Source organism: Stenotrophomonas maltophilia group sp. RNC7 (assembly GCF_030910085.1).
Taxonomy (GTDB): domain Bacteria; phylum Pseudomonadota; class Gammaproteobacteria; order Xanthomonadales; family Xanthomonadaceae; genus Stenotrophomonas; species Stenotrophomonas sepilia.
In genome coordinates, this window is the sequence record NZ_JAVFVN010000955.1 from 41,076 (window position 1) to 63,485 (window position 22,410).

At 66.9% G+C, this 22,410-nt stretch carries 17 protein-coding genes and 1 pseudogene; 14 read left to right on the forward strand and 4 right to left on the reverse strand.

The genetic code is table 11. From position 1 onward, the window contains the following. Positions 1–2: 2 nt before the first annotated feature. The 11 genes and pseudogenes from RCF13_RS24960 to RCF13_RS25010 all read left to right on the forward strand — a co-directional run bounded on the left by RCF13_RS24960 (position 3) and on the right by RCF13_RS25010 (position 15,468). A complete protein-coding gene (locus tag RCF13_RS24960) occupies positions 3–1,193 on the forward strand; it encodes a 1-deoxy-D-xylulose-5-phosphate reductoisomerase (RefSeq protein WP_231352626.1) in 1,191 nt (396 codons plus the stop codon). 55 nt (positions 1,194–1,248) lie between these two features. Further along, a complete protein-coding gene (gene rseP / locus RCF13_RS24965; protein ID WP_065197093.1) occupies positions 1,249–2,607 on the forward strand; it encodes an RIP metalloprotease RseP in 1,359 nt (452 codons plus the stop codon). Positions 2,608–2,681: 74 nt separating this feature from the next. Beyond that, the gene (gene bamA / locus RCF13_RS24970; protein ID WP_053497093.1) at positions 2,682–5,045 is read left to right on the forward strand and encodes an outer membrane protein assembly factor BamA; all 2,364 of its coding nucleotides are present in this window, start codon (positions 2,682–2,684) and stop codon (positions 5,043–5,045) included. A 433-nt stretch (positions 5,046–5,478) separates the two neighbouring features. Next, entirely contained in the window at positions 5,479–6,501 is a 1,023-nt protein-coding gene (gene lpxD, locus RCF13_RS24975) for a UDP-3-O-(3-hydroxymyristoyl)glucosamine N-acyltransferase (protein ID WP_134968329.1), read from the forward strand. Further along, positions 6,498–6,956 (forward strand): 3-hydroxyacyl-ACP dehydratase FabZ, encoded by a 459-nt coding sequence (fabZ, locus tag RCF13_RS24980; RefSeq protein WP_005415845.1) that lies wholly within the window; start codon positions 6,498–6,500, stop codon positions 6,954–6,956. Before lpxD ends, fabZ begins: the two co-directional genes overlap by 4 nt. A 16-nt stretch (positions 6,957–6,972) precedes the next feature. Beyond that, positions 6,973–7,764, forward strand: a complete 792-nt coding sequence (lpxA, locus tag RCF13_RS24985; protein ID WP_005415844.1) for an acyl-ACP--UDP-N-acetylglucosamine O-acyltransferase — start codon at positions 6,973–6,975, stop codon at positions 7,762–7,764. A 92-nt stretch (positions 7,765–7,856) separates the two neighbouring features. Beyond that, positions 7,857–9,020, forward strand: a pseudogene (gene lpxB, locus RCF13_RS24990) (lipid-A-disaccharide synthase); the annotation flags it as partial. Continuing rightward, on the forward strand, positions 9,017–9,652 hold the full coding sequence (locus RCF13_RS24995; protein WP_061480174.1) for a ribonuclease HII: 636 nt from the start codon (positions 9,017–9,019) through the stop codon (positions 9,650–9,652). The pseudogene lpxB and the gene RCF13_RS24995, both read left to right, overlap by 4 nt. Before the next feature lie 227 nt (positions 9,653–9,879). Then, entirely contained in the window at positions 9,880–13,470 is a 3,591-nt protein-coding gene (gene dnaE / locus RCF13_RS25000) for a DNA polymerase III subunit alpha (protein ID WP_049416729.1), read from the forward strand. 55 nt (positions 13,471–13,525) lie between these two features. Then, on the forward strand, positions 13,526–14,395 hold the full coding sequence (locus RCF13_RS25005; RefSeq protein ID WP_061480173.1) for a hypothetical protein: 870 nt from the start codon (positions 13,526–13,528) through the stop codon (positions 14,393–14,395). 113 nt (positions 14,396–14,508) lie between these two features. Continuing rightward, positions 14,509–15,468 carry an acetyl-CoA carboxylase carboxyltransferase subunit alpha gene (locus tag RCF13_RS25010; protein WP_005415839.1) on the forward strand — a complete coding sequence of 320 codons (960 nt, stop codon included), beginning with the start codon at positions 14,509–14,511 and terminating at the stop codon, positions 15,466–15,468. A gap of 275 nt (positions 15,469–15,743) precedes the next feature. Here the strand turns inward: RCF13_RS25010 and RCF13_RS25015 are convergent, their stop codons facing one another. Then, on the reverse strand, positions 15,744–16,199 hold the full coding sequence (locus RCF13_RS25015; protein ID WP_134968328.1) for a CopD family protein: 456 nt from the start codon (positions 16,197–16,199) through the stop codon (positions 15,744–15,746). A 149-nt stretch (positions 16,200–16,348) separates the two neighbouring features. On the opposite strand from RCF13_RS25015, the gene RCF13_RS25020 reads away from it, so the two are divergent. After that, positions 16,349–16,939 (forward strand): class I SAM-dependent methyltransferase, encoded by a 591-nt coding sequence (locus RCF13_RS25020; RefSeq protein ID WP_061480171.1) that lies wholly within the window; start codon positions 16,349–16,351, stop codon positions 16,937–16,939. Positions 16,940–17,032: 93 nt separating this feature from the next. After that, a complete protein-coding gene (gene phaZ, locus RCF13_RS25025) occupies positions 17,033–18,340 on the forward strand; it encodes a polyhydroxyalkanoate depolymerase (protein WP_154350451.1) in 1,308 nt (435 codons plus the stop codon). A gap of 110 nt (positions 18,341–18,450) precedes the next feature. Here phaZ and RCF13_RS25030 read toward each other — a convergent pair whose 3' ends face one another. Continuing rightward, the gene (locus RCF13_RS25030; RefSeq protein WP_308141628.1) at positions 18,451–19,440 is read right to left on the reverse strand and encodes a sensor domain-containing protein; all 990 of its coding nucleotides are present in this window, start codon (positions 19,438–19,440) and stop codon (positions 18,451–18,453) included. Next, positions 19,437–19,802 carry a PadR family transcriptional regulator gene (locus tag RCF13_RS25035; RefSeq protein ID WP_061480676.1) on the reverse strand — a complete coding sequence of 122 codons (366 nt, stop codon included), beginning with the start codon at positions 19,800–19,802 and terminating at the stop codon, positions 19,437–19,439. Before RCF13_RS25035 ends, RCF13_RS25030 begins: the two co-directional genes overlap by 4 nt. 136 nt (positions 19,803–19,938) lie before the next feature. On the opposite strand from RCF13_RS25035, the gene RCF13_RS25040 reads away from it, so the two are divergent. Continuing rightward, positions 19,939–20,841: a peptidylprolyl isomerase gene (locus RCF13_RS25040; RefSeq protein ID WP_061480677.1), complete on the forward strand. Its 903-nt coding sequence runs from the start codon at positions 19,939–19,941 to the stop codon at positions 20,839–20,841. Between the two features lie 586 nt (positions 20,842–21,427). On the opposite strand, the gene RCF13_RS25045 is transcribed toward RCF13_RS25040, so the two are convergent. Next, positions 21,428–22,300: a DMT family transporter gene (locus tag RCF13_RS25045; protein WP_134968628.1), complete on the reverse strand. Its 873-nt coding sequence runs from the start codon at positions 22,298–22,300 to the stop codon at positions 21,428–21,430. Positions 22,301–22,410: the final 110 nt, after the last annotated feature.

Consider the following 22,410-nt stretch of genomic DNA (forward strand, 5'->3'; position numbering starts at 1 on the left):
CCATGAATGCAGCTGCAGACCTGCGCCGGGTCGCCGTGTTCGGCGCTACCGGCTCGATCGGCGCCTCCACGCTGGACGTGATCGCCCGCCACCCGCACCGCTACCAGGCCACGGTGCTCGCTGCCGGCCGCCAGGTGCAGGCGCTGCTGGCGCTGTGCCGCCAGCACAAACCCGCGCACGCGGTGATCGCCGACGCATCGCTGTTCGCCGAGCTGCGTGACGGCCTGCGCGAGGCCGGACTGGCCACCGAGGCCCATGCCGGGCAGGCCGCGCTGGACCAGCTGGCCGCCAGCGATGCCTGCGATACCGTGGTCGCGGCCATCGTCGGCGCGGCCGGCCTGTCCTCGACCCTGGCTGCCGCCGCCGCCGGCAAGCGCATCCTGCTGGCCAACAAGGAATCGCTGGTGCTGGCCGGCGAACTGCTGACCCGGACGGCCGAACGTGCCGGTGCCGAAATCATCCCGATCGACAGCGAGCACAGCGCGATCTTTCAGTGCCTGCGCTCGCGCGATGCCAGTGTCGACGGCGCCGGCGTGCGCCGGATCCTGCTGACCGCCTCCGGCGGCCCGTTCCGTGGCCGCAGCCGCGCCGAGCTGGCCCAGGTCACCCCCGCCCAGGCCGTTGCCCACCCCAAGTGGTCGATGGGGCCGAAGATCTCGGTCGATTCGGCGACGTTGATGAACAAGGGCCTGGAAGTCATCGAGGCCCACCACCTGTTCGGCGTGCCAGGCGAGCGCATCGAGGTGCTGGTGCACCCGCAGAGCCTGGTCCATTCGCTGGTCGAGTTCGTCGATGGCTCGACCCTGGCCCAGATGGGCCTGCCGGACATGCGCACCACCCTCGCCGTTGGCTTGGGCTGGCCGCAGCGCATCGAATCGGGCGTGGCCGGGCTGGACCTGCTGGCCCAGGGCCGCCTGGATTTCGAGGCCCCGGATACCGACGCCTTCCCCTGCCTGGCGCTGGCCTGGCAGGCGATGCAGGCCGGCGGCACCGCGCCGGCAGTGCTGAACGCCGCCAATGAAGAGGCGGTTTCAGCGTTTCTTCAGGGCCGGATCGGTTTCCTGACGATCCCGGAGCTGGTTGCTAACGCTCTTTCAACACTGCCGACCCAGCCAGCCGATACACTGGAGGTCCTGTTGTCCGCCGACCAGCGGGCACGCCAGCTCACCCTGAACGCCATCGACGCCGCCTGAACGACCGCCTCGCCCAGCATGACGCCGCCGCCCTTGCCCACCACTGTGAGCCTGCATGACTGACTTCATCGGATCGGTCTGGTGGATGATCGTCAGCCTCGGGCTGCTGGTCACCTTTCACGAGTTCGGGCATTACTGGGTCGGGCGCCTGTGCGGGGTCAAGATCCTGCGTTTCTCGGTCGGCTTCGGCCGGCCGCTGTGGTCGCGCCGCGACCGGCACGGCACCGAGTTCGCCATCGCCGCCATCCCGCTGGGCGGTTACGTGAAGTTCCTCGACGAACGCGAGGTCGAAGTCCACCCGCACGAGCGCGGCCAGGCCTTCAACCACAAGACCGTCTGGCAGCGCATCGCGATCGTTGCCGCCGGCCCGATCGCCAATCTGCTGCTGTGCATCCTGCTGCTGTGGGCGATGTTCGTGATCGGCAAGCAGGATTACTCGCCCACCATCGGCCGTGTCAGCGGCATCGCCGCCAGTGCCGGCCTGGCCAGCGGCGACCGCGTGCTGCGCGTGGACGACCGCCAGGTGGTCACCCTCGGCGAGGCCAGCATGGCGCTGACCGCAGCCGCGATGGACCGCCGCGACGTGAAGCTGGAAGTGCTGGATACGGCCGACCAGGTACGCACGCGCACCCTGCCGCTGTCGCAGCTGCCGGCGGGTTTCGATGAGCGGCGGGTGCCGATCCTGGCTGGCCTGCACTGGCAGTCGTGGCTGCAGCCGGCGCAAGTGGAGTCGCTGACTGCGGACTCCGTGGTGGCAGGGCAACTGCAGCCAGGCGACCTGATCGTGGCCATCGACGGCCAGCGCATCGACAGCGTCGACCAGGTGATCGGCGAGATCCAGGCCCTGGGCCGTGCCGGCGGGCCGGGAATGATCGAGGTCCTGCGTGGCGGCGAGCGCCTGGCGCTGGAAGTCACCCCGCGCCAGGGCAAGGACGGCAAGGGCAATCCGGTCTGGCAGATCGGCGTCGGCTTCCCCACCAGCTACAGCCCCTCCTATGACACCCTGCTGCGCTATGGCCCGCTGGATGCGGTGACCGTGGCGGTGCGCGAGACCGGCCGCCTGGCCGCCGACTCGCTGGGCATGATGGGCCGCATCGTGACCGGCAAGGCCTCGCTGCAGAACGTTTCCGGGCCGGTCACGATCGCCCGCGTGGCCAATGTCTCGGCCAAGCGCGGCCTCGACTGGTTCCTGCAGTTCCTTGCCCTGCTGTCGCTCAGCCTGTGCATCATCAACCTGCTGCCGATCCCGATCTTGGACGGCGGCCACCTGCTGTATTACCTTATCGAGTTGGTCAAGGGCAGCCCGCTGAGCGAGCGTGCCATCGCCGCCGGCCAATACATCGGCCTGGCGTTGCTGGCCGGGCTGATGGGGTTGGCGTTCTACAACGACATCCTCGGCCTGGTCCCGCGATGAACTTTTCCACGTTGTTGCCGTCTACAGCGTCGGCATCCCGCACCAATGAAATCGACCTTCCTACCGGACGTGACATGACGCGACTCCCCAATCGCCGCCTGCTGGCCCTCGCCCTCGCCGCCGTCACCGGCGCTCCCGCCCTGGCCCAGGCAGCCGAGCCCTTCACTGTCAGCGACATCCGCGTCGATGGCCTGCAGCGCATCAGCTCGGGCACGGTGTTCACCTACCTGCCGGTGGAACGCGGCGAGACGATCACCGACAACAAGGTCGGCGAGACGATCCGCGCCCTGTACAAGACCGGCTTCTTCGAAGACGTGCAGCTGGACCGCCAGGGCACGATCCTGGTGGTGACCGTCAAGGAACGCCCGGCGATCAACAAGCTGACCGTGACCGGCAACAAGGACATCAAGTCCGACCAGCTGCTCAAGGGCCTGTCCGACATCGGCCTGACCGAGGGCGGCACCTTCGATCGCCTGAGCCTGGACCGCGTGACCCAGGAACTGCGCCGCCAGTACAACGACCGTGGCAAGTACAACGTCGACATCACCCCGACGGTGAGCCCGCTGGACCGCAACCGCGTGGACATCGCCATCGCCATCAAGGAAGGCAAGGCCGCCAAGATCCGCCACGTCAACCTGGTGGGCACCGAAAAGTTCGAGAGCAAGGACATCCTGGAGACCTGGGAGTCCAAGGAGCACAACTGGGCGTCGTGGTACCGCCGTGACGACCAGTACTCCAAGGAAAAGCTGTCCGGCGACCTGGAAAAGCTCAACTCCTGGTACCTGGATCGCGGCTACGTCGATTTCAGCATCGATTCCACCCAGGTCTCGATCAGCCCCGACAAGCGCGACATGTTCCTGACCGCGGGCGTGACCGAGGGTGCGCAGTACAAGATCTCCGAGATCAAGGTCAGCGGCGACACCATCCTCCCGCAGGAGGACGTCGAGCGCATGGTGATCCAGAAGTCCGGCGACACGTTCTCGCGTGCCCTGCTGGAATTCAGCTCGGACACCATCACCAATTCGCTGTCCAACATCGGCTACGCGTTCGCCAAGGTGAACCCGATCCCGACCACCAACCGCGCCGAGCAGACCGTGGCCATCAACATGCAGGTCGTGCCCGGCCCGCGCGTGTCGGTGCGCCGCATCCTGTTCCGCGGCAACACCCGCACGTCCGATGAAGTGATGCGTCGCGAAATGCGCCAGTTCGAGAACAGCTGGTACTCGCAGGCCGCGATCGACCGCTCCAAGATCCGCCTGCAGCGCCTGGGCTACTTCGAATCGGTGGAAGTGGAGACCCCGGCCGTCAGCGGCAGCAACGACCAGGTCGACGTCGTCTACAACGTCAAGGAAACCACCTCGGGCAGCTTCGTGTTCGGCCTGGGCTACTCGCAGTCCTACGGCATGACCACCTCGGTGCAGCTGTCGCAGAACAACTTCCTCGGCGGCGGCAACCGCGTGTCGGTCGAAGCCTCGCGCAGCAGCTACCTGCAGCGCTACGGCTTCAGCTACACCAACCCGTACTTCACCGATGACGGCGTGTCGCTGGGCTACAACCTGTCCTGGCGCGAACTGGATTACTCCGACTTCAACACCGCGCAGTACAACAGCACCAACGGTGCCGCGCAGGTGGTGTTCGGTGTGCCGCTGACCGAGACCGATACCGTCTCGCTGATGTTCGGCATCGACAGCAACCAGATCACCACCTACCAGGGCTCGACCCCGCAGTCGATCATCGACTACATCAACGCCGTCGGTAAGCGCACCTTCCATGCCTGGCGCACCGAGCTGGGCTGGGCGCGCGACTCGCGCAACGACTACTTCATGCCGACCCGCGGTACCTACCAGCGCGTGGGCCTGGAAACCACACTGCCGGGTTCGACCATCGAGTACTACAAGCTGAACTACCAGATCAGCAAGTACTGGCCGATCATGCCGTCGCTGGTGATCAACACCCGCGCCGAAATCGGCTACGGCGATGCCTACGGCAAGGACTACACCCGTACGCTGACCAATCCGGATGGCACCACCCGCACCGTCACCGCCAGCGGCCTGCCGTTCTTCGAGAACTTCTACGCCGGTGGTACCAACTCGGTACGCGGCTTCGAGGACAACACCCTCGGCCCGCGCGAAGTCACCACTGGTTATCCGGAAGGCCAGCCGCTGGGTGGCTCGCTGAAGACCGTCGGTTCGGTGGAAGCCTACTTCCCGCGCCTGTTCGACAGCCCGTCGGCGCGCGTGTCGGCCTTCGTCGACTTCGGCAACGTGTATACCGGCGTGGACAACTTCAAGGCCAACGAGCTGCGCGTATCCACCGGTGTGGCCCTGCTGTGGCGCGCCCCGGTCGGCCCGATCTCGATCAGCTACGCCTTCCCGTTGAAGAAGGAAGACGATGACAAGATCGAGCGCCTGCAATTCACGTTCGGTGGCCAGTTCTGAGGAACTTTGTTCCTCAGAACTGATCCACCTCCGGTGAATTGCCCGCGCATTTCACCTATCCCCCGCGCCGCTGGCGCGCCCCCCTTAACAAAGGGGGGCTCTCCACCAAACGGGGTGCGAAGCGCCGGGCTCTGCCCGGCGTTTTCGTTTGGCCTGGATGCCGGAAGCGTCCGCTCTGCTTTTGATCTTTTCTGTTTTTCCGTGGCTGGCACTCGCGCCAAGCCGTCGGAGGTCGGATGGGGCGGGGCTGCGGGGGTGTGAGCCGCATGGATGCGGCGACCAAGGCTACATGGACGTACTTGCGCCGCCCCCCGCAGTCCCGCCCCGTCCGACCCAGCCCATGACACTGGCTCTGCCGGCCGCGAGGGGCCCTGCCGTTGGCTGCATATGCCCCCCGCATGACCGCAATGGCGTCACACGTTAAACTCCCGCCGTGAATACTCCCACCTACACCGCCCAGCAACTCGCCGCGCAGTTCGGCCTGCAGGTCCATGGCGATCCCGCTACCGCCATCCATGGCGTGGCCACCCTCGCCCATGCCGGCCCTGGCCAGCTGACCTTCCTCGCCAACCCGCGCTACCGCGCCCAGCTGGCCGACAGCCAGGCCTCGCTGGTGGTCCTGCGTGCCGATGACGTCGAGGCCGCCCCCGGCGCCGCGCTCGTCGCCAAGGACCCGTACACCGCATTCGCCAAGATTGCCGCACTGTTCGACATCGCGCCGACCCGCCCGCCGGGCATCCATCCCAGCGCAGTGATCGATCCCAGCGCCCAGGTCGCGGCCAGCGCCCATATCGGCCCGTTCGTCTCAGTGGGTGCGCGCAGCGTCGTCGGCGAGAACTGCATCATCGGCACCGGCAGCGTGATCGGCGAGGACTGCAGCCTGGATTCCGGCTGTGAGCTGATCGCACGCGTGACCCTGGTCACCCGGGTCAGGCTGGGCAAGCGCGTGCGCGTGCATCCCGGTGCCGTGCTCGGCGCCGACGGCTTCGGCCTGGCGATGGACGCCGGCAAGTGGATCAAGGTGCCGCAGCTCGGCGGCGTCCGCATCGGCGATGACTGCGAGATCGGCGCCAACACCTGCGTCGACCGTGGTGCGCTGGAAGACACCGTGCTGGACGAAGACGTGCGCCTGGACAACCTGGTGCAGATCGCGCACAACGTGCAGATCGGCGCGCACTCGGCCATTGCCGGCTGCACCGGCATCGCCGGCAGCGCCAAGATCGGCCGCTACTGCCTGCTCGGCGGCCACGTTGGCGTGGTCGGCCACCTCGAGATCTGCGACAAGGTCGTGATCACCGGCAAGTCGGTGGTCCGCAACTCCATCCATGAGCCGGGCGAGTACTCGTCCGGCACCCCATTGACCGACAACCGCACGTGGCGCAAGAACGCCGCGCGCTTCAAGCAGCTGGACGCATTGGCTCGCCGCGTTCTGGCTGCTGGCAAGGAGAAAGAATGAACGATTCGCTGCAGCTTCCGATCGACGTCTGCCAGATCCAGGAACTGCTTCCGCACCGCTACCCGTTCCTGCTGGTGGACCGGGTGCTTGAACTCGACGTCGAGGCCAAGCGGATCCTGGCGCAGAAGAACGTCAGCATCAACGAGCCGTTCTTCCAGGGCCACTTCCCGGGCCGCCCGATCATGCCCGGGGTGCTGATCATCGAAGCGCTGGCGCAGGCTGGCGGCGTCATGACCCAGCTCACGCTCGGCCGCGATGCGCAGTCCAAGCTGTTCTACATGGTCAAGGTGGAAAACGCCCGCTTCAACAAGCAGGTCGTGCCCGGTGACGTGCTGATGCTGGACGTGCAGATGAAGCGCCTGATCCGCAACATGGGCTGGTACTACGGCGAAGCCAAGGTCAACGGCGAAGTCGTCGCGTCGGCCGAGGTCATGTGTGCCGGCGCCAAGGGCTGATCCACTGGAGGCAGCAATGACTGACAACGCACCGCGGATCCACCCCACCGCCGTCATCGACCCGGCCGCACGCCTGGCCGACGATGTCCAGGTGGGCGCCTTCACCCTGATCGGCCCCGACGTTGAAATCGGTGCCGGCACGGTGGTGGGCCCCCATTGCAGCATCCACGGCCCGACCCGGATCGGCCGCGACAACCGCTTCGTCGGCCATGCCGCGATCGGTGGCGAGCCGCAGGACAAGAAGTTCGGCGGCGAGCGCACCGAACTGGTGATCGGCGATCGCAACGTGTTCCGCGAGTTCGTCACGCTCAACCGTGGCACCGGCGGCGGCGGCGGCATCACCACCATCGGCAACGACAACTGGATGCTGGCCTACACGCACGTGGCGCACGACTGCCATGTCGGCAACTTCTGCGTGTTCTCCAACAACACCACTCTGGCTGGCCACGTGACCGTGGGCGACTACGTGATCATCAGCGGCTTCGCCGGTGCCCACCAGTTCTGCCGCATCGGCGCGCATGCCTTCCTCGGCATGGGCGCGCTGACCAATGGTGATGTACCGCCGTTCACCATGGTCGGTACCGATTCGCTGGGACGCCCGCGTGGCATCAACAGTGAAGGCCTGAAGCGGCGCGGCTTCGACGCTGACCGCATTTCGGCCATCAAGCGTGCGTACCGCACGCTGTACGTTGCGGGCCTGCCGCTGGCAGAGGCCAAGGTGCAGCTGACCGAACAGGCGCGTGACAGCGACGACGTGAAGGCGATGCTGGACTTCATCGAGCACGCCGAGAGGCCCCTGCTGCGATGAGCAGCTCGACCGGCCAGGCGCCGGCCGGCGCCGCGGTGATCCCGCTGGCCTCGATGGCCGGCAGCGTTCCCGCGCAGCGGGTGCTCAGCGAGCGCCCGTTGCGGATCGCGCTGGTTGCCGGTGAAGCCTCCGGCGACCTGCTCGGTGCGGGCCTGGTGCGTGAACTGAAGGCGCGCTTCCCGAATGCCGAGTTCGCCGGTATCGGCGGCGATGCCATGCGCAGCGCCGGCTGCCAGACCTGGCACGATGCCAGCGAGCTGGCGGTGATGGGCCTGACCGAAGTGCTGCGCCACCTGCCGCGCCTGCTCAAGCTGCGCTCGGCATTCCGCCAGCGTGCGCTGGACTGGCAGCCGGACGTCTTCATCGGCATCGACGCCCCCGACTTCAACCTGGGCATCGAGCGCTGGTTGAAACAGCGCGGCGTGCGCACCGTCCATTACGTCAGCCCGTCAGTCTGGGCCTGGCGCGAAAAGCGCGCCGAGAAAATCGGCAGCAGCGCCGACCTGGTGCTGTGCCTGTTCCCGATGGAGCCGCCGATCTATGCCCGGCACGGCATCGACGCGCGCTTCGTCGGCCACCCGATGGCCGATGACATTCCGCTGCAGGGCAACCGCGAGGAAGCACGCGCCGCGCTCGGCCTGCCGGCCTCGGCCAAGGTGCTGGCGGTGTTGCCGGGCAGCCGCCTCGGCGAGATCTCGCGCCTGGGCGAGCCGTTCTTCGAAGCCGCCTGGCAGGTCTCCGAACGCATTCCGAGCCTGCATGTGGTGGTGCCTGCCGCCAACCCGGCCTGCAGGCAGCTGATCGAAGAACAGCTGTCGCGCTCGGCGCTGCCGGTGGCCTACTCGCACGTGCTTGACGGCCAGGCGCGCAACGCGATGATCGCCGCCGACGTGGTGGTGCTGGCCTCCGGCACCGCGACCCTGGAAGCCATGCTGGTGAAGCGGCCGATGGTGGTCGGTTACCGCGTCAACGAACTGACCTATCGACTGGTCAAGGCGCTTGGCCTGATCAAGGTCGACCGCTTCGCCCTGCCCAACATCCTGGCCGGCCAGGACCTGGCGCCGGAACTGATGCAGCACGACTGCACGCCGGACAGGCTGGCCTCGGCCATCCAGCAGTGGTTCGACCACCCGCAGCGGGTGAGCGACCTGCAGGACACGTACGTGCGCCTGCACCAGCGACTGCGACGCAACGCCTCGGCGCGTGCCGCCGATGCCGTCGGCGAGCTGCTGATGCGCGACCAGGCGCAGGCATGAGCCGCCGCCACGCCGCAGCAGCCAGCCTGACCCTGTTCGACGGTACGGCAGTGATCGAGCCGGAGCGCCTGGTCGCCGGTGTCGACGAGGCCGGGCGTGGCCCGCTGGCTGGGCCGGTGGCGGTGGCGGCGGTGGTATTCGATCCGTCACGGCCACGCATCAACGGCCTGGATGATTCCAAGCAGTTGACCGCTGCCCGCCGCGAGCAGCTGCATGACCGCATCATCGAGCGCGCCCTGGCCTGGCATGTGGTGCTGGTGGACGTGGACACCATCGACCGCCTGAACATCTACCAGGCCACCCTGCAGGGCATGCGTGACGTCGTTGCAGCGGTCGCCCATGTGGCCGGCTTCGCCCGCATCGACGGCAACGTGGTGCCCAAGGGCCTGGTACTGCCGGCGCAGGCGCTGGTCGGCGGTGATGGCATCGACCGCGCGATCATGGCCGCATCGATCCTGGCCAAGGTCTCGCGCGATCGCTACATGCAGGCCGTGCACGCCCGCCACCCTCAGTATGGATTCGAGCAGCACAAGGGCTATGGCACTCCGGCCCACCTGGCCGCCCTGCGCGAGCACGGCCCCTGCGTGGAGCACCGGCGCAGCTTCGCCCCGGTGCGGGAGTGCCTCGGTTGACCTTGTAGAGCCGAGCCCATGCTCGGCTTTCCGCAGCAGCCGAGCGTGGGCTCGGCTCTACAGGAAACGGGCTCCCGCACGCCTGAACCCGGTCGTCCTCCGGGGCCTGTCAAGCCTTGTGGCAACCCCCTGCCCTCGCTACCCTGACCGGGCATTCCAGCGCTTCCCGACCCCGGCGACGAACCTCCGTCAGCACCCGGGGCCCGCGCGCTCCAACCTGGTCCGGCATGTCCAACTCCCGCTTCGTACATCTCCACGTCCACACCGAGTTCTCGCTGGCGGACTCGACCATCCGCGTGCCGGCCAAGCCGGACCAGGCGGACCCGAAGAAGGCCAAGCAGGCCAACCTGCTGTCGCGCTCGGTCGAGCTCGGCCTGCCTGCGCTGGCGGTGACCGACCTCAACAACCTGTTCGCCCTGGTCAAGTTCTACAAGGCCGCCGAAGGCGTGGGCATCAAGCCGATCGCCGGTGCCGACGTGCTGATCGCCGAGGAAGGCCAGGACCCGTGGCGGATGACCCTGCTGTGCCGCGACCGCGAGGGCTACCTGAGCCTGTCGCGGCTGCTGACCCGCGCCTGGATGGAAGGCCATCGCCCGGAAGGCGGTGTGGCCATCCACCCGGACTGGCTGAAGGCCGGCAACGCCAACCTGTTCGCGCTGGCCGGCCGGCAGAGCCTGGCCGGGCGCCTGGCACTGGACGGCAAGCATGAACTGGCCGAGCAGCAGCTGGCCGACTGGCAGCGCGTATTCGGCGATGGCCTGCACCTGGAGCTGACCCGTACCGGCCGCGAGGGCGAGGAAACCTTCAACCAGTTCGCGCTGATGGCCGCTGGCCAGCGCGGCCTGCCGGTGGTCGCCAGCAATGACGTGCGCTTCCTGTCGCCGTCGGATTTCAGCGCGCACGAAGCGCGCGTGTGCATTTCCACCGGCCGCGTGCTGGACGATCCCAAGCGTCCGCGCGAGTACAGCGACCAGCAGTACCTGAAGTCGGCCGAGGAGATGTGCGCGCTGTTCGCCGACATCCCCGATGCGATCGACAACACGCTGGCGCTGGCCGAGCGCTGCAACATCGAGATGCGGCTGGGCACCTACTTCCTGCCCAACTACCCGGTGCCCGACGACGAGACCCTGGACACCTGGATCCAGAAGATGTCGCGCGACGGCCTGGAAGAGCGCCTGGAGAAGAATCCGCTGGCGCCGGGCAAGACCCGTGAGGAGTACTTCGAGCGCCTGGAGTTCGAGCTCAACACCATCATCAAGATGGGCTTCCCCGGCTACTTCCTGATCGTGGCCGACTTCATCCAGTGGGGCAAGAACCAGGGCATCCCGATCGGTCCCGGCCGCGGCTCGGGTGCCGGCTCGCTGGTGGCCTGGGCGCTGAAGATCACCGATCTGGACCCGCTGCCGTACAACCTGCTGTTCGAGCGATTCCTGAACCCGGAACGCGTGTCGATGCCCGACTTCGACATCGACTTCTGCATGGACCGCCGCGACGAGGTGATCGACTACGTCGCCCGCAAGTACGGGCGCGAGCGCGTCAGCCAGATCATCACCTACGGCACCATGGCCGCCAAGGCGGTGGTGCGCGACTCCGGCCGCGTGCTCGGCTTCCCGTATGGCCTGGTCGACGGTGTTTCCAAGCTGATCCCGAACATCCTGGGCATCCACCTGAAGGATGCGCTGGGCAAGGGCAAGGAAGGCCCGAGCTCGGAAATGGCCTCGGCCGAACTGATCCAGCGCTATGAGACCGAGGACGATGTCCGCGACCTGATCGATCTGGCGCTGCAGCTGGAAGACCTGACCCGCAACGCCGGCAAGCACGCCGGTGGCGTGGTGATCGGGCCCGAGCCGCTGAGCGAGTTCTGCCCGCTGTACGCCGAACACGACGAAAATGGGCTCGGCAAGAACCCGGTCACCCAGTTCGACAAGAACGACGTGGAAGAAGTGGGCCTGGTGAAGTTCGACTTCCTCGGCCTGCGCACGCTGACCATCATCGACTGGGCAGTGAAGGCGATCAACAAGCGCCACGAACGCGCGGGCATTCCGCCGGTCGACATTGCCGCGATCCCGCTCGACGATGCGCCCACCTACAAGGACATCTTCGCCAACGGCAACACCGGCGCGGTGTTCCAGTTCGAATCCTCGGGCATGCGCCGCCTGCTGAAGGACGCGCGCCCCGACCGCTTCGAAGACCTGATCGCGCTGGTGTCGCTGTATCGCCCCGGCCCGATGGACCTGATTCCCTCCTTCAACGCGCGCAAGCACGGCCAGGAAGAGATCATCTATCCCGATCCGCGCACCGAAGCGATCCTGAAGGACACCTACGGCATCATGGTGTACCAGGAGCAGGTGATGCAGATGGCGCAGATCGTCGGCGGCTACTCGCTGGGCGGCGCTGACCTGCTGCGACGCGCGATGGGCAAGAAGGTGCCGGCGGAAATGGCCAAGCACCGCGAGATCTTCCGCGAAGGTGCAGCCAAGGGCGGCGTCGACGGCCCCAAGGCCGACGAAATCTTCGACCTGATGGAGAAGTTCGCCGGCTATGGCTTCAACAAGTCGCACGCCGCTGCATACGCACTGGTCAGCTACCAGACCGCCTGGCTGAAGCGCCATTACCCGGCCGAGTTCATGGCGGCCACGCTGTCTTCGGACCTGGACAACACCGACAAGGTGGTTGGCTTCCTCGACGAGGTGCGCAACCTCGGCCTGACCGTGCTGCCGCCGAAGGTGAACCAGTCGGCCTTCATGTTCGAAGCGGTCACGCCGGACACGATCCAGTACGGTCTGGGCGCGATCAAGGGCGTCGGCCAGGGCGCCTGCGAAGCGGTGGTCGAGGAACGACTGAAGGGCGGACCGTTCAAGGATCTGCTGGACTTCTGCACCCGCGTCGGCTCGGCCAAGCTCAACCGGCGCACGCTGGAAGCGATGATCAACTGCGGTGCGCTCGATGAACTCGGCCGCAACCGTGCCTCGCTGATGCTGCAGCTGCCGGAAGTGATCAAGGCCACCGACCAGATGGCACGCGAGCGTGCGTCCGGGCAGAATTCGCTGTTTGGCGGGCCCGATCCGAGCACCGTTTCGATCCAGCTGGACCTGCCGGAAGCCGAAGAATGGCCGCTGCTGCAGCGCCTCAACGGCGAGCGCGATACGCTGGGCTTCTACCTCAGCGGCCACCCGTTCGATCCCTGGCGCGACGATGTGCGCGATCTGGTAGGCAACGACCTGGGTTCGGTGGAGAAAATCTGGAGCGCCAACAGCGGTGGCGGCGGTGGCGGCGAGAAGCGCTGGCGCCCGGAGGTGCAGACCGTGCTGGCCGGCCAGGTGGTCGGCGTGCGCCGCAAGGGCGAAAGCCAGATCTTCATCCAGCTGGAGGATGGCCGCGGCCGCGTCGAGTGCAGTGCGTTCTCCGATGCAATGGCCGAGTTCGGCCACCTGATGACCAAGGACCGCATCCTGGTGGTCAAGGGCGGCCTGCGCGAGGACGAGTTCAACGGTGGCTACGCGCTGCGCATCCGCCAGTGCTGGGACTTCGACGAAGTCTGCGCCAACTACGCCACGCGGCTGTCGCTGCGCCTGGACCTGCGCCAGCAGCGCCCGGTCTGGGAGCGCATCAATGCCCTGCTCGACCGCCATCGCCCGGGGCGGACGCCGCTGCGCCTGGACCTGCTGCTGAAGGGCCCGCACGGCGGTGTCGCCGGCATGCTGGATGTCTCCGGGCAGAGCGCAGTGCGCATCGATTCCAAGCTGATGGAGGCGCTGCGCGCCGACCCGGCCGTACGCACGCTGAAGGTGCGCTACAGCCCGCCGTGGGCCAGCTGAGGCTGGCTGCTTCGTGTTCCTGTTTTCCCGTTCCAGTCATCAAGGACGATTGCCGATGAAGACCCTGCTGTTCCCGTTCGTTGCCACACTGGCGCTGGCCGCCTGCTCGCCGTCGAAGATCGAGTTCCAGATCGACAACCCGACCGACACGCCGCTGGCGCTGAGCATCGACGGCCAGGACCTGCCAGTGGCTGCGCACGGCTCGCGCCCGGTCTCCCTGGCCATTGGCGAGCATCGCCTGCACACCGACACGCTCGGCGATGTGCGCTTCATCGTCTACGTCGATGGCCGCGGCGGCCTGATCAACCCGACCCTGAGCGAGTACGTGATCGCTCGCGAGGTCTATGTCACCGACGAGAGCAAGCTGAAGAACTTCGGCACCGGCAAGGCTGGCATCGAGCTGGGCGGCGTCGACTTCGAGGGCCCGTTCGAGAAGAGCCACGAACTGTTCATCGACAAGACCTGGACCTACGGCGTGCGCGAACCGTTCCCGAAGGAAAAGGTGGTCGCCCACGTCGATTCCAGTGGTGGCCAGATCGTCGCCAAGGTGTTCACGGCACCGGATTTCATCGCCTACGTCGAGGAAGGCATGGGCGAGCCGGGCGCGTTCAAGCGCGAACAGCCGGCCGGCTACGTGGCCCCGGCATACAGCCTTGAACCGGCACCGGCCAGCCTGCCGGCGCTGGCACCGGCCTTCGAGGCGCATGCCGCGCCGCTGCGCGAGGTCTACGCGCAGTGGCTGAAGGCCACCACCGCCGATGAACAGAAGGCCCTGCGCAAGCAGGACTTCGCTGCGCAGATGGCCTTCACCTCGGCCACCGCCACCCTGGGCAGCGGCCTGGGCCGGGAGGCCAACGAGGCCTACAACGACTTCGTTTCCCGGCGCAGCCAGTTGATGGGCCGCAGCGCCCTGGTGGTGCCCTGAGCTGACTGGCGCCGCCTGCCCGGCTGCGCTACCGTCGCCTTCCAGACGAAGGCGTACGGGTGGTTTGCACGCATTCGGCTAGAATTGCCCCCTTCTTTACACGACGGCTTCCGATGAATCCGAACTACCTCGACTTCGAGCAACCCATCGCCGACCTGGAAGCCAAGATCCAGGAACTGCGCAACGCCAGTGCCGGGCCGGCGGTCAATGTCGAGGCGGAAGTGCACGCGCTGCAGGACAAGCTGCGCATGCGCACCGCGCAGATCTTCCGCAACCTGACCTCGTGGCAGGTGCTGCAGCTGGCCCGGCACCCGTCGCGTCCGTACACCGCCGACTACATCCGCGTCATGTTCGATGAGTTCCAGGAGCTGGCCGGTGACCGCGCCTTCGCCGACGACAAGGCGATCATGGGCGGCCTGGCCCGCATCAATGGCCGCGCGGTAATGGTGATCGGCCACCAGAAGGGCCGCGACACCAAGGAAAAGATCAAGCGCAACTTCGGCATGCCCAAGCCGGAGGGTTACCGCAAGGCGCTGCGCCTGATGAAGATGGCAGAGCGCTTCGGCCTGCCGGTGCTGACCCTGATCGACACCGCCGGCGCCTGGCCGGGCATCGACGCCGAGTCGCGCGGCCAGTCCGAAGCGATCGCGCGCAACCTGATCGAGATGGCCGAGCTGAAGGTGCCGATCATCTGCACCGTGATCGGTGAAGGCGGCTCCGGCGGTGCGTTGGCACTGGGCGTGGGCGACCGCACCGTGATGCTGGAATACGCGGTGTACTCGACCATCACCCCGGAAGGCTGCGCCTCGATCCTGTGGAAGGACGCGGGCAAGGCCAAGGAAGCGGCCGAGCAACTGGGCCTGACCGCCCCGCGCCTGAAGAGCCTGGGCCTGGTCGACAAGGTCGTGCGCGAGCCGACCGGTGGCGCCCACCGCAACCCGACCCAGATGGCCAAGCGCCTGAAGGCCGTGCTGCTGAACGAGCTGGACGCGCTGGAAAAGCTCTCCACCGAGCAACTGCTGGAGCAGCGCTACACGCGCCTGCGCAGTTACGGCACGTACGAAGCAGCCTGATTCATCGGCTTGTTACTTTCTTGCTCGTGCAAGAAAGTAACCAAAGAACACGCCGCCGAACGCGAGCCGGTGCCACGCACCGGTTCCCTGCGCTTCTCGGTGAATCAGGGGACGGCGCCGAACTCGCTGCGCTCAGACATCGGCGCCTCTTCGCCCCTGTATCACCTGCGATGCTCGGCTCGCTCATGGCGGACCTGAACATCAAAAGCCACAGCTGCACCCAGTAGATCCACGCCATGCGTGGATGCATCTGTGCGATGCGCTGCGCGCCCCGTTCAGAACGGCTTGGCCAGCACCAGCCACACGATCGGAATGAACGCCAGCAGCGGGATCTCGTTGATCCAGCGCAGCGCGCGCGACGACGGCAGCGCCCGGCCCTTGGCCACGCCCTTGAGCAGGCGACCGGTCCAGCCGAAGTACACCAGCAGCACCACCACCAGCCCCAGCTTGGCGTGCAGCCAGCCGGCAGCTCCCGGAGCCACCATGGTCGGGAAATCGGGGATGACCTTGTAGCCCAGCCACAGCACCAGGCCGAGCAGGAACGCCAGGCCGAACATCGAGTGGCCGAAGCGGTACAGGCGCAGGCCCATCAGCTGCAGGCGCTCTCTCACCGCCGGCTGGCCCGCGGTCTCGGCCAGGTTGACCAGGATGCGCGGCAGGTAGAACACCGTGGCCATCCACGCCACCACGAACACGATGTGGAAGGTCTTGACCCAGTAGTAGCTCTGCATGCGCTCGCTCCGGCGGCTGGCGTAGGTTGGCGGCCATTCTCGCATGCCGTGGCGAAGCCGCCGCAGGCACGCCCGCCGCGACACATCGACGCATGGCGCGCCGCAACACCGTACGATAGGCGCCGTTTTCCCCGATCGCGCACCGCCCCATGGACAAGACCTACGACGCCGCCTACTTCCAACGCTGGTACCGCCGCGCCGACATCGGCGGCAGCGCCCGCCTGGCGCGCAAGGTGGCCCTGGCCGTGGCCAGCGCCGAGTACTACCTGGAACGACCGATCCGCAGTGTGCTGGACATCGGCTGCGGCGAAGGCGCCTGGCGTGCGCCGCTGCTGAAGCTGCGTCCGAAGGTCGAATACCTGGGCTTCGACAGCAGCGAGTACGCTGTGCGCCGCTACGGCCGCACCCGCAACCTGCACCTGGCCCGCTTCGGCGACTTCGCCTGGCTTCGGCCCTGCGCGCCGGTCGACCTGCTGGTGTGTTCGGACGTGATGCACTACGTGCCCGACCGCGAGCTGCGCGCCGGCCTGGCCGGCGTGGCCGAGCTGACCGGCGGCGTGGCCTTCCTGGAGACCTTCGCCGCCGAAGACGCGTTCGACGGCGACCACGAGGGCTTCCAGGCCCGCCCGGCACGCTGGTATCGGCGGACGCTGGCCCGGCACGGCCTGCAGCCGGTCGGGTCGCACTGCTGGCTCGGCCCCGCCCTGGCAGGCGACGCCGCCGCGCTGGAACGGATGTGAATCCAGATTCATTATTTTCAGCCAACTTAACCTGCGGGACACCCGGATGGGATATGCTGCGCGGCAACATATGACCATACATATTCGGTCGTCATGCTCTATCAACTGCACGAACTGACCCGCAACCTGCTCGCCCCCTGGGTGCACCAGGCCCAGGCCAACGCCAGATTCTTCGCCAACCCGGGCCACTGGTGGTCGCAGATGCCCGGCGCCGATCGCCTGGCGGCGGTCAATGAGCTGTTCCACCGCATCGGCAAGGATTACGAGAAGCCCGAGTGGGGCATCAACGAAATCGAGGTCGACGGCGAGCGCGTGCCGATCGTCGTGCACGAGGAAGTGAGCAAGCCGTTCTGCAAGCTGCTGCGCTTCAAGCGCCACAGCAATGAAGCCGAACAGCTGCACACCATGCTCAACCAGCCGTTCGTGCTGGTCGTGGCACCGCTGTCCGGGCACCACGCCACGTTGCTGCGCGATACCGTGCGCACGCTGCTGCGCGACCACCGTGTGTACGTCACCGACTGGGTGGACGCGCGCATGGTGCCGGCCAGCGAAGGCGAGTTTGGCCTGGACGATTACATCGCCTACATCCAGGAGTTCATCCGCCATCTGGGCGTCGAACGCCTGCACGTGGTCAGCGTGTGCCAGCCGACGGTACCGGTGCTGGCCGCGGTTTCACTGATGGCCAGCCGTGGCGAGCCGACACCGCGCACCCTGGTGATGATGGGCGGCCCGATCGATGCACGCTGCAGCCCGACCGCAGTGAACAACCTGGCCACGCAGAACCCGCTGTCGTGGTTCGAGAACAACGTCATCCACACCGTGCCGGCCAGTTACCCCGGCGCCGGCCGCCGCGTGTATCCGGGCTTCCTGCAGCACGCCGGCTTCCTGTCGATGAACCCGAGCCGCCACTTCAGCTCGCACTGGGATTTCTACACCGACCTGGTCAAGGGCGACCTGGAAGACGCCGACGCGCACCGTCGCTTCTACGACGAGTACAACGCGGTGCTGGACATGCCGGCCAAGTACTACCTGGATACCATCCGCGTGGTGTTCCAGGACTTCCTGCTGCCGCGTGGCGAGTGGGTGGTCAATGGCGAGAAGGTCGATCCGTCGGCGATCCGCGATACCGCGCTGCTGAGCATCGAGGGCGAACTGGATGACATCGCCGGACTCGGCCAGACCGAAGCAGCGCAGGCGCTGTGCACCGGCATTGCTGCTGACCGCCGCGAGCATTTCATCGTCGAAGGCGCCGGCCACTACGGCATCTTCAGCGGCCGTCGCTGGCGCGAAGTGGTGTACCCGAAGGTCCGCGACTTCTTCGCCGCGCACGCCGAAGCCCCGGCGGCGAAGGCCACGAAGAAGAAGAGCAACGTCACTCCGTTGCGGCGAAAGGCGGGGTAACTCCCCGCCGTGGGGTCGGATCCCTTTCCAACGGAAAGGGCTCTGACCCAGCATGATGGGATCCGGGGTCAGAGCCCTGTTCTGCGAACAGGGATCCGACCCCTGGCCTGTTACAACCGCACCAGCAGGTTCTTGGCAATCAGCCCGTGCAGCTTGCCGATACCGCGTGCCAGGTGCATCGTCAACAGCAGCAGCAGCACGCCCACAGCTGCGATCACGATGCCCACCAGCGGCGAAGCGGCCATCGGCAACACGTTCACGCCGTCGACGTACACGCCCGGAATGTCACCGCTGAACAGCGCGGCCACCGGTGCCCAGATGAACCCCAGTGACAGCGACAGCAGCGTCACCGCGATGGTGAAGTAGACCACGCCCAGCGGCAGCATCAGCACGAAGTACAGCAGGGTCAGCCAGGTACGGCCATCGGTGAACATGTCGCCGATGCGCTGCAGCCATGTGCGGCTACGGTCGGTGTAGCGCGGACGGCGCGGCATGCGCTCGCCCAGCAATGCTTCCACCAGCCGCCCTTCCAGCAGCGCCAGCCCGCGCACCGAGCCGAAGAACAGCACGGTCGGCGGAATCCCGACGATCAGGATCAACAGGCCGAGCGAGAGCGACAGGCCGGTCACCACCCAGGTGAAGAAGAAGATGCCGGTGGCCAGCGACAGCAGCATGTAGAACAGCGCGCCATAGGTATGCGGATCGGCCACCACCCCGAAGAATCGCGCCAGCAGCGAACGCTGCACCGGCGCCGGCGGCGGCGCGGCCGGTTCGACGCCACTGGCTTCGGCAGCGGCACGCAGTACCGGCGCGGTATCCGCACGCGGCGTACGCAGCGCGCGGTTCACCGTCACTTCGGTCTCGCGGTAGATGTCGGCCACTTCGTCCGGCGCGCCATAGCTGCCGGCCACATCGGCGATCACCTCGGCCTCCCTGCGGCCGGGCTGCGCCGCCAGCTCCGAGCGCAGGTATTCCTCGGCGTCGTACAACGCGTCCTGCACCATCGCCGGATCGGCACCTTCCAGCGCAGCGCGCAGCTGCGCCAGGTACTGCGGAATGGTGGTCGGCAGGGCGCGGCCTGCCAGGCTCGGGTCGTTCATTGCGGTACCCCCTCCAACACGGAATCGACGGAATCACGGGTGGCCTGCCACGCCTGGCGCCACTGCGCCAGCACCTCGCGGCCACGTTCATTGATGCGGTAGTAGCGCCGCGGCGGCCCGCTGCTGGACGGTTCCACATGGCTTACCAGCAGGCCGGCGGCCTCCAGGTTGCGCAGTACCGGGTACAGCGCGCTCTGCTTGCCGCTCAGCACGCCCTCGCCCACCCGCTCCAGCTCCTTGGCAATGAGGTAGCCGTACAGCGGCTCCCCGGCCCGGGCCAGCACCGCCAGCAGGGCCAGCGACACCGTTCCGGCGCTGAGCTCCTTCTGAAACTTCTTCAGGTGGACATCGTCCTCGGACATGGCCGGCCCTCCACTACGTTGAAGTCCACAGTAGTGCGAAGTTCGGTATAGCGAATGTGTCGTTAGTCACTCTGCCGGTTGGCGTGACCGAATTGCTCGCGCAGAATCGAAGCCTTGTTCATGTTCCGGGGTTCCCATGCCGCACCGTCGTCGCCTTGCCCTGACCGCCCTCGCCCTCGCCTGCCTGCTGCCCGCCCTGGCCAGCGCCGCCACGCCCTACCGCAGCCCGCAGCAGATCCTCGATGCCTCGGCGGCCAACGACTGGCGCACGCCGGACCCGGCCAACCTGCTGTACATGGACCTGCCGGCTGGGCGGGTGATCATCGAGCTGGCGCCGCAGTTCGCCCCGCGCCATGTCGCCAACATCCAGACCTTCGCCCACGAGCACTTCTGGGACAGCACCAGCATCTACCGCTCGCAGGACAACTTCGTGGTGCAGTTCGGCGATGCCGACGCCGATGACGCGGCCAAGGCCAAGCCGTTCGGCAGCGCCGCGCGCAAGCTGCCGGCCGAGTTCGAACGCGCCAGCGCCGGCCTGAAGGTCAGCGTGCTGCCGGATCGCGATGGCTGGGCCGCGCAGACCGGTTTCGTCGACGGCTTCCCGGTCGGCCAGGACCCGCAGGCTGGCAAGGCCTGGCTGGCGCATTGCTACGGCATGCTGGGCGCGGGCCGCAGCAACGAGGAAGACAGCAGCATCGGCGCCGAACTGTACGTGGTGACCGGCCAGTCACCGCGTCAGCTGGACCGCAACATCACGCTGGTTGGTCGCGTGCTGAAGGGCATGGAGCTGCTGAGCGCAACGCCGCGCGGACCGGCGCCGATGGGCTTCTACACCGACCCGAAGCTGCGTACGCCGATCGTGTCGATCCGCCGTGCCAGCGATGTGCCGCTGGCCGAGCGCACACCGATCCAGGTACTGCGTACCGACTCGAAGACCTTCGCCGATACGGTGGAGGCGCGACGCAATCGCGTGGATGATTTCTACAAGCGCCCGGCGGGGCATATCGATCTTTGCAATATTCCGGTGCCGGTGAAGTAACGCCGTCGCGGATTCTGCGCGTGGCGCGTGCTGAAGGTGCTTCACTGTTCATGGGCGTTACTTTTCTTTGTACGCAAAGAAAAGTAACCAAAAGAAACGTTCCGCCAGTCACGAGCCGGTGCTGCGCACCGGTGCCCTGCGCTCCTCGGCCCGTCGAGGGACGGCGCGGGAACTCGCTGCGCTCAGACACCCGCGCCTCTTCGCCCTCGCCGGACCTGCGGTGCTCGGCTCGCTCAAGGCGGATCCAAGAGCAAAGGCAGAAGCGGTCGCTCCGCTCGCCGGGCCCGGCCCGGTCCGGCCCGGCACTACCAAACATCGTCGTGCAGCTGTGGCTCTTGACCTTGGATCCGCCTTGAGCGAGCCGAGCATCGCAGGGGAATCAGGGGCGAAGAGGTGCCGATGTCTGAGCGCAGCGAGTTTGGCACCGCCCCCTGATTCACCGAGAAGCGCAGGGGACCGACGTGCGAAGCACGGCGGCTCGCGACCTGGCGGAACGTTTCTTTTGGTTACTTTTCTTTGCGTACAAAGAAAAGTAACGCCCATGAACAGTGAAGCACCTTCAGCACGTGCCACGTGCAAAAACGTCTCAGCCCTTCTGACTCACCGCCACGCTACCCAGAATCAACACACCCGCAATCAACATCTGCAGCGTCACCGCCTCACCCAGGAACAACCACGCAAACGCCGCACCGAACAGCGGAATCAGGTAGGTCACCGTCGACGCCCGCGACGGGCCGATACGACCGATCAGGCGATAGAACATCAGGAACGCCAAGCCAGTACAGGCCACGCCCAGCGCGATCGCCGCGCCCCAGGCCTTCAGTGGAATCGCCGCCTGCGGCCAGTGGGTCACCGCCATCGGCAGCATCCACAGCGAGGCACACGACAGCGTTGCCGCCGCGGCGGCGGCCGACGGCAACCCGGTCATGTGCCGCTTCACCAGATTTACGCCCAGACCGTACAGCAGCGAAGCCGCCGCACCGGCCAGCACTGCGGTACCGATGCTGAGGCCGGACACTTTCGCCGTGGCCAGCACCACCACCCCGGCAAAGCCGACCAGCAACGCACCGGCACGGCGCATGCCGATCTTCTCGCCGAAGAACAGGAACGCGATCAGCGCGGCGAACAGCACCGTCATCGCATTACAGATCGCACCGATCGCAGCCGGCGCCTGCTCGGCGGCATAGGCAAACAGCACGAACGGCAGCGCCGAATTGATCAGGCCGATCGGCGCCAGCCATAGCCAGCGGCGCGGCGGGAACTGCGCGCGGGCGTGCCACAGGAACGGCAGCAGCACCAGCGCGCCCAGCACCAGCCGCACCTCGACCAGCGCGAATGGGCCGAACGACGGCACCGCCACCCGCATGAACAGGAACGAGCAGCCCCAGATGGCGCCCAGCAGGGTCAATTCCAGCGGCGTGCGCCAGTCGCGCTCGGCCGCCTGTGGGATCGCATTCATGTCCTGCCTCCGTCCATCGTCTGTTCCTCGCCAAGGCAGACAGGATCAGGCGCAGACGCCCGCCGCACAAGCGCGTAGTATCGCTGTCAGCCACAAATATGGTTTGAGGC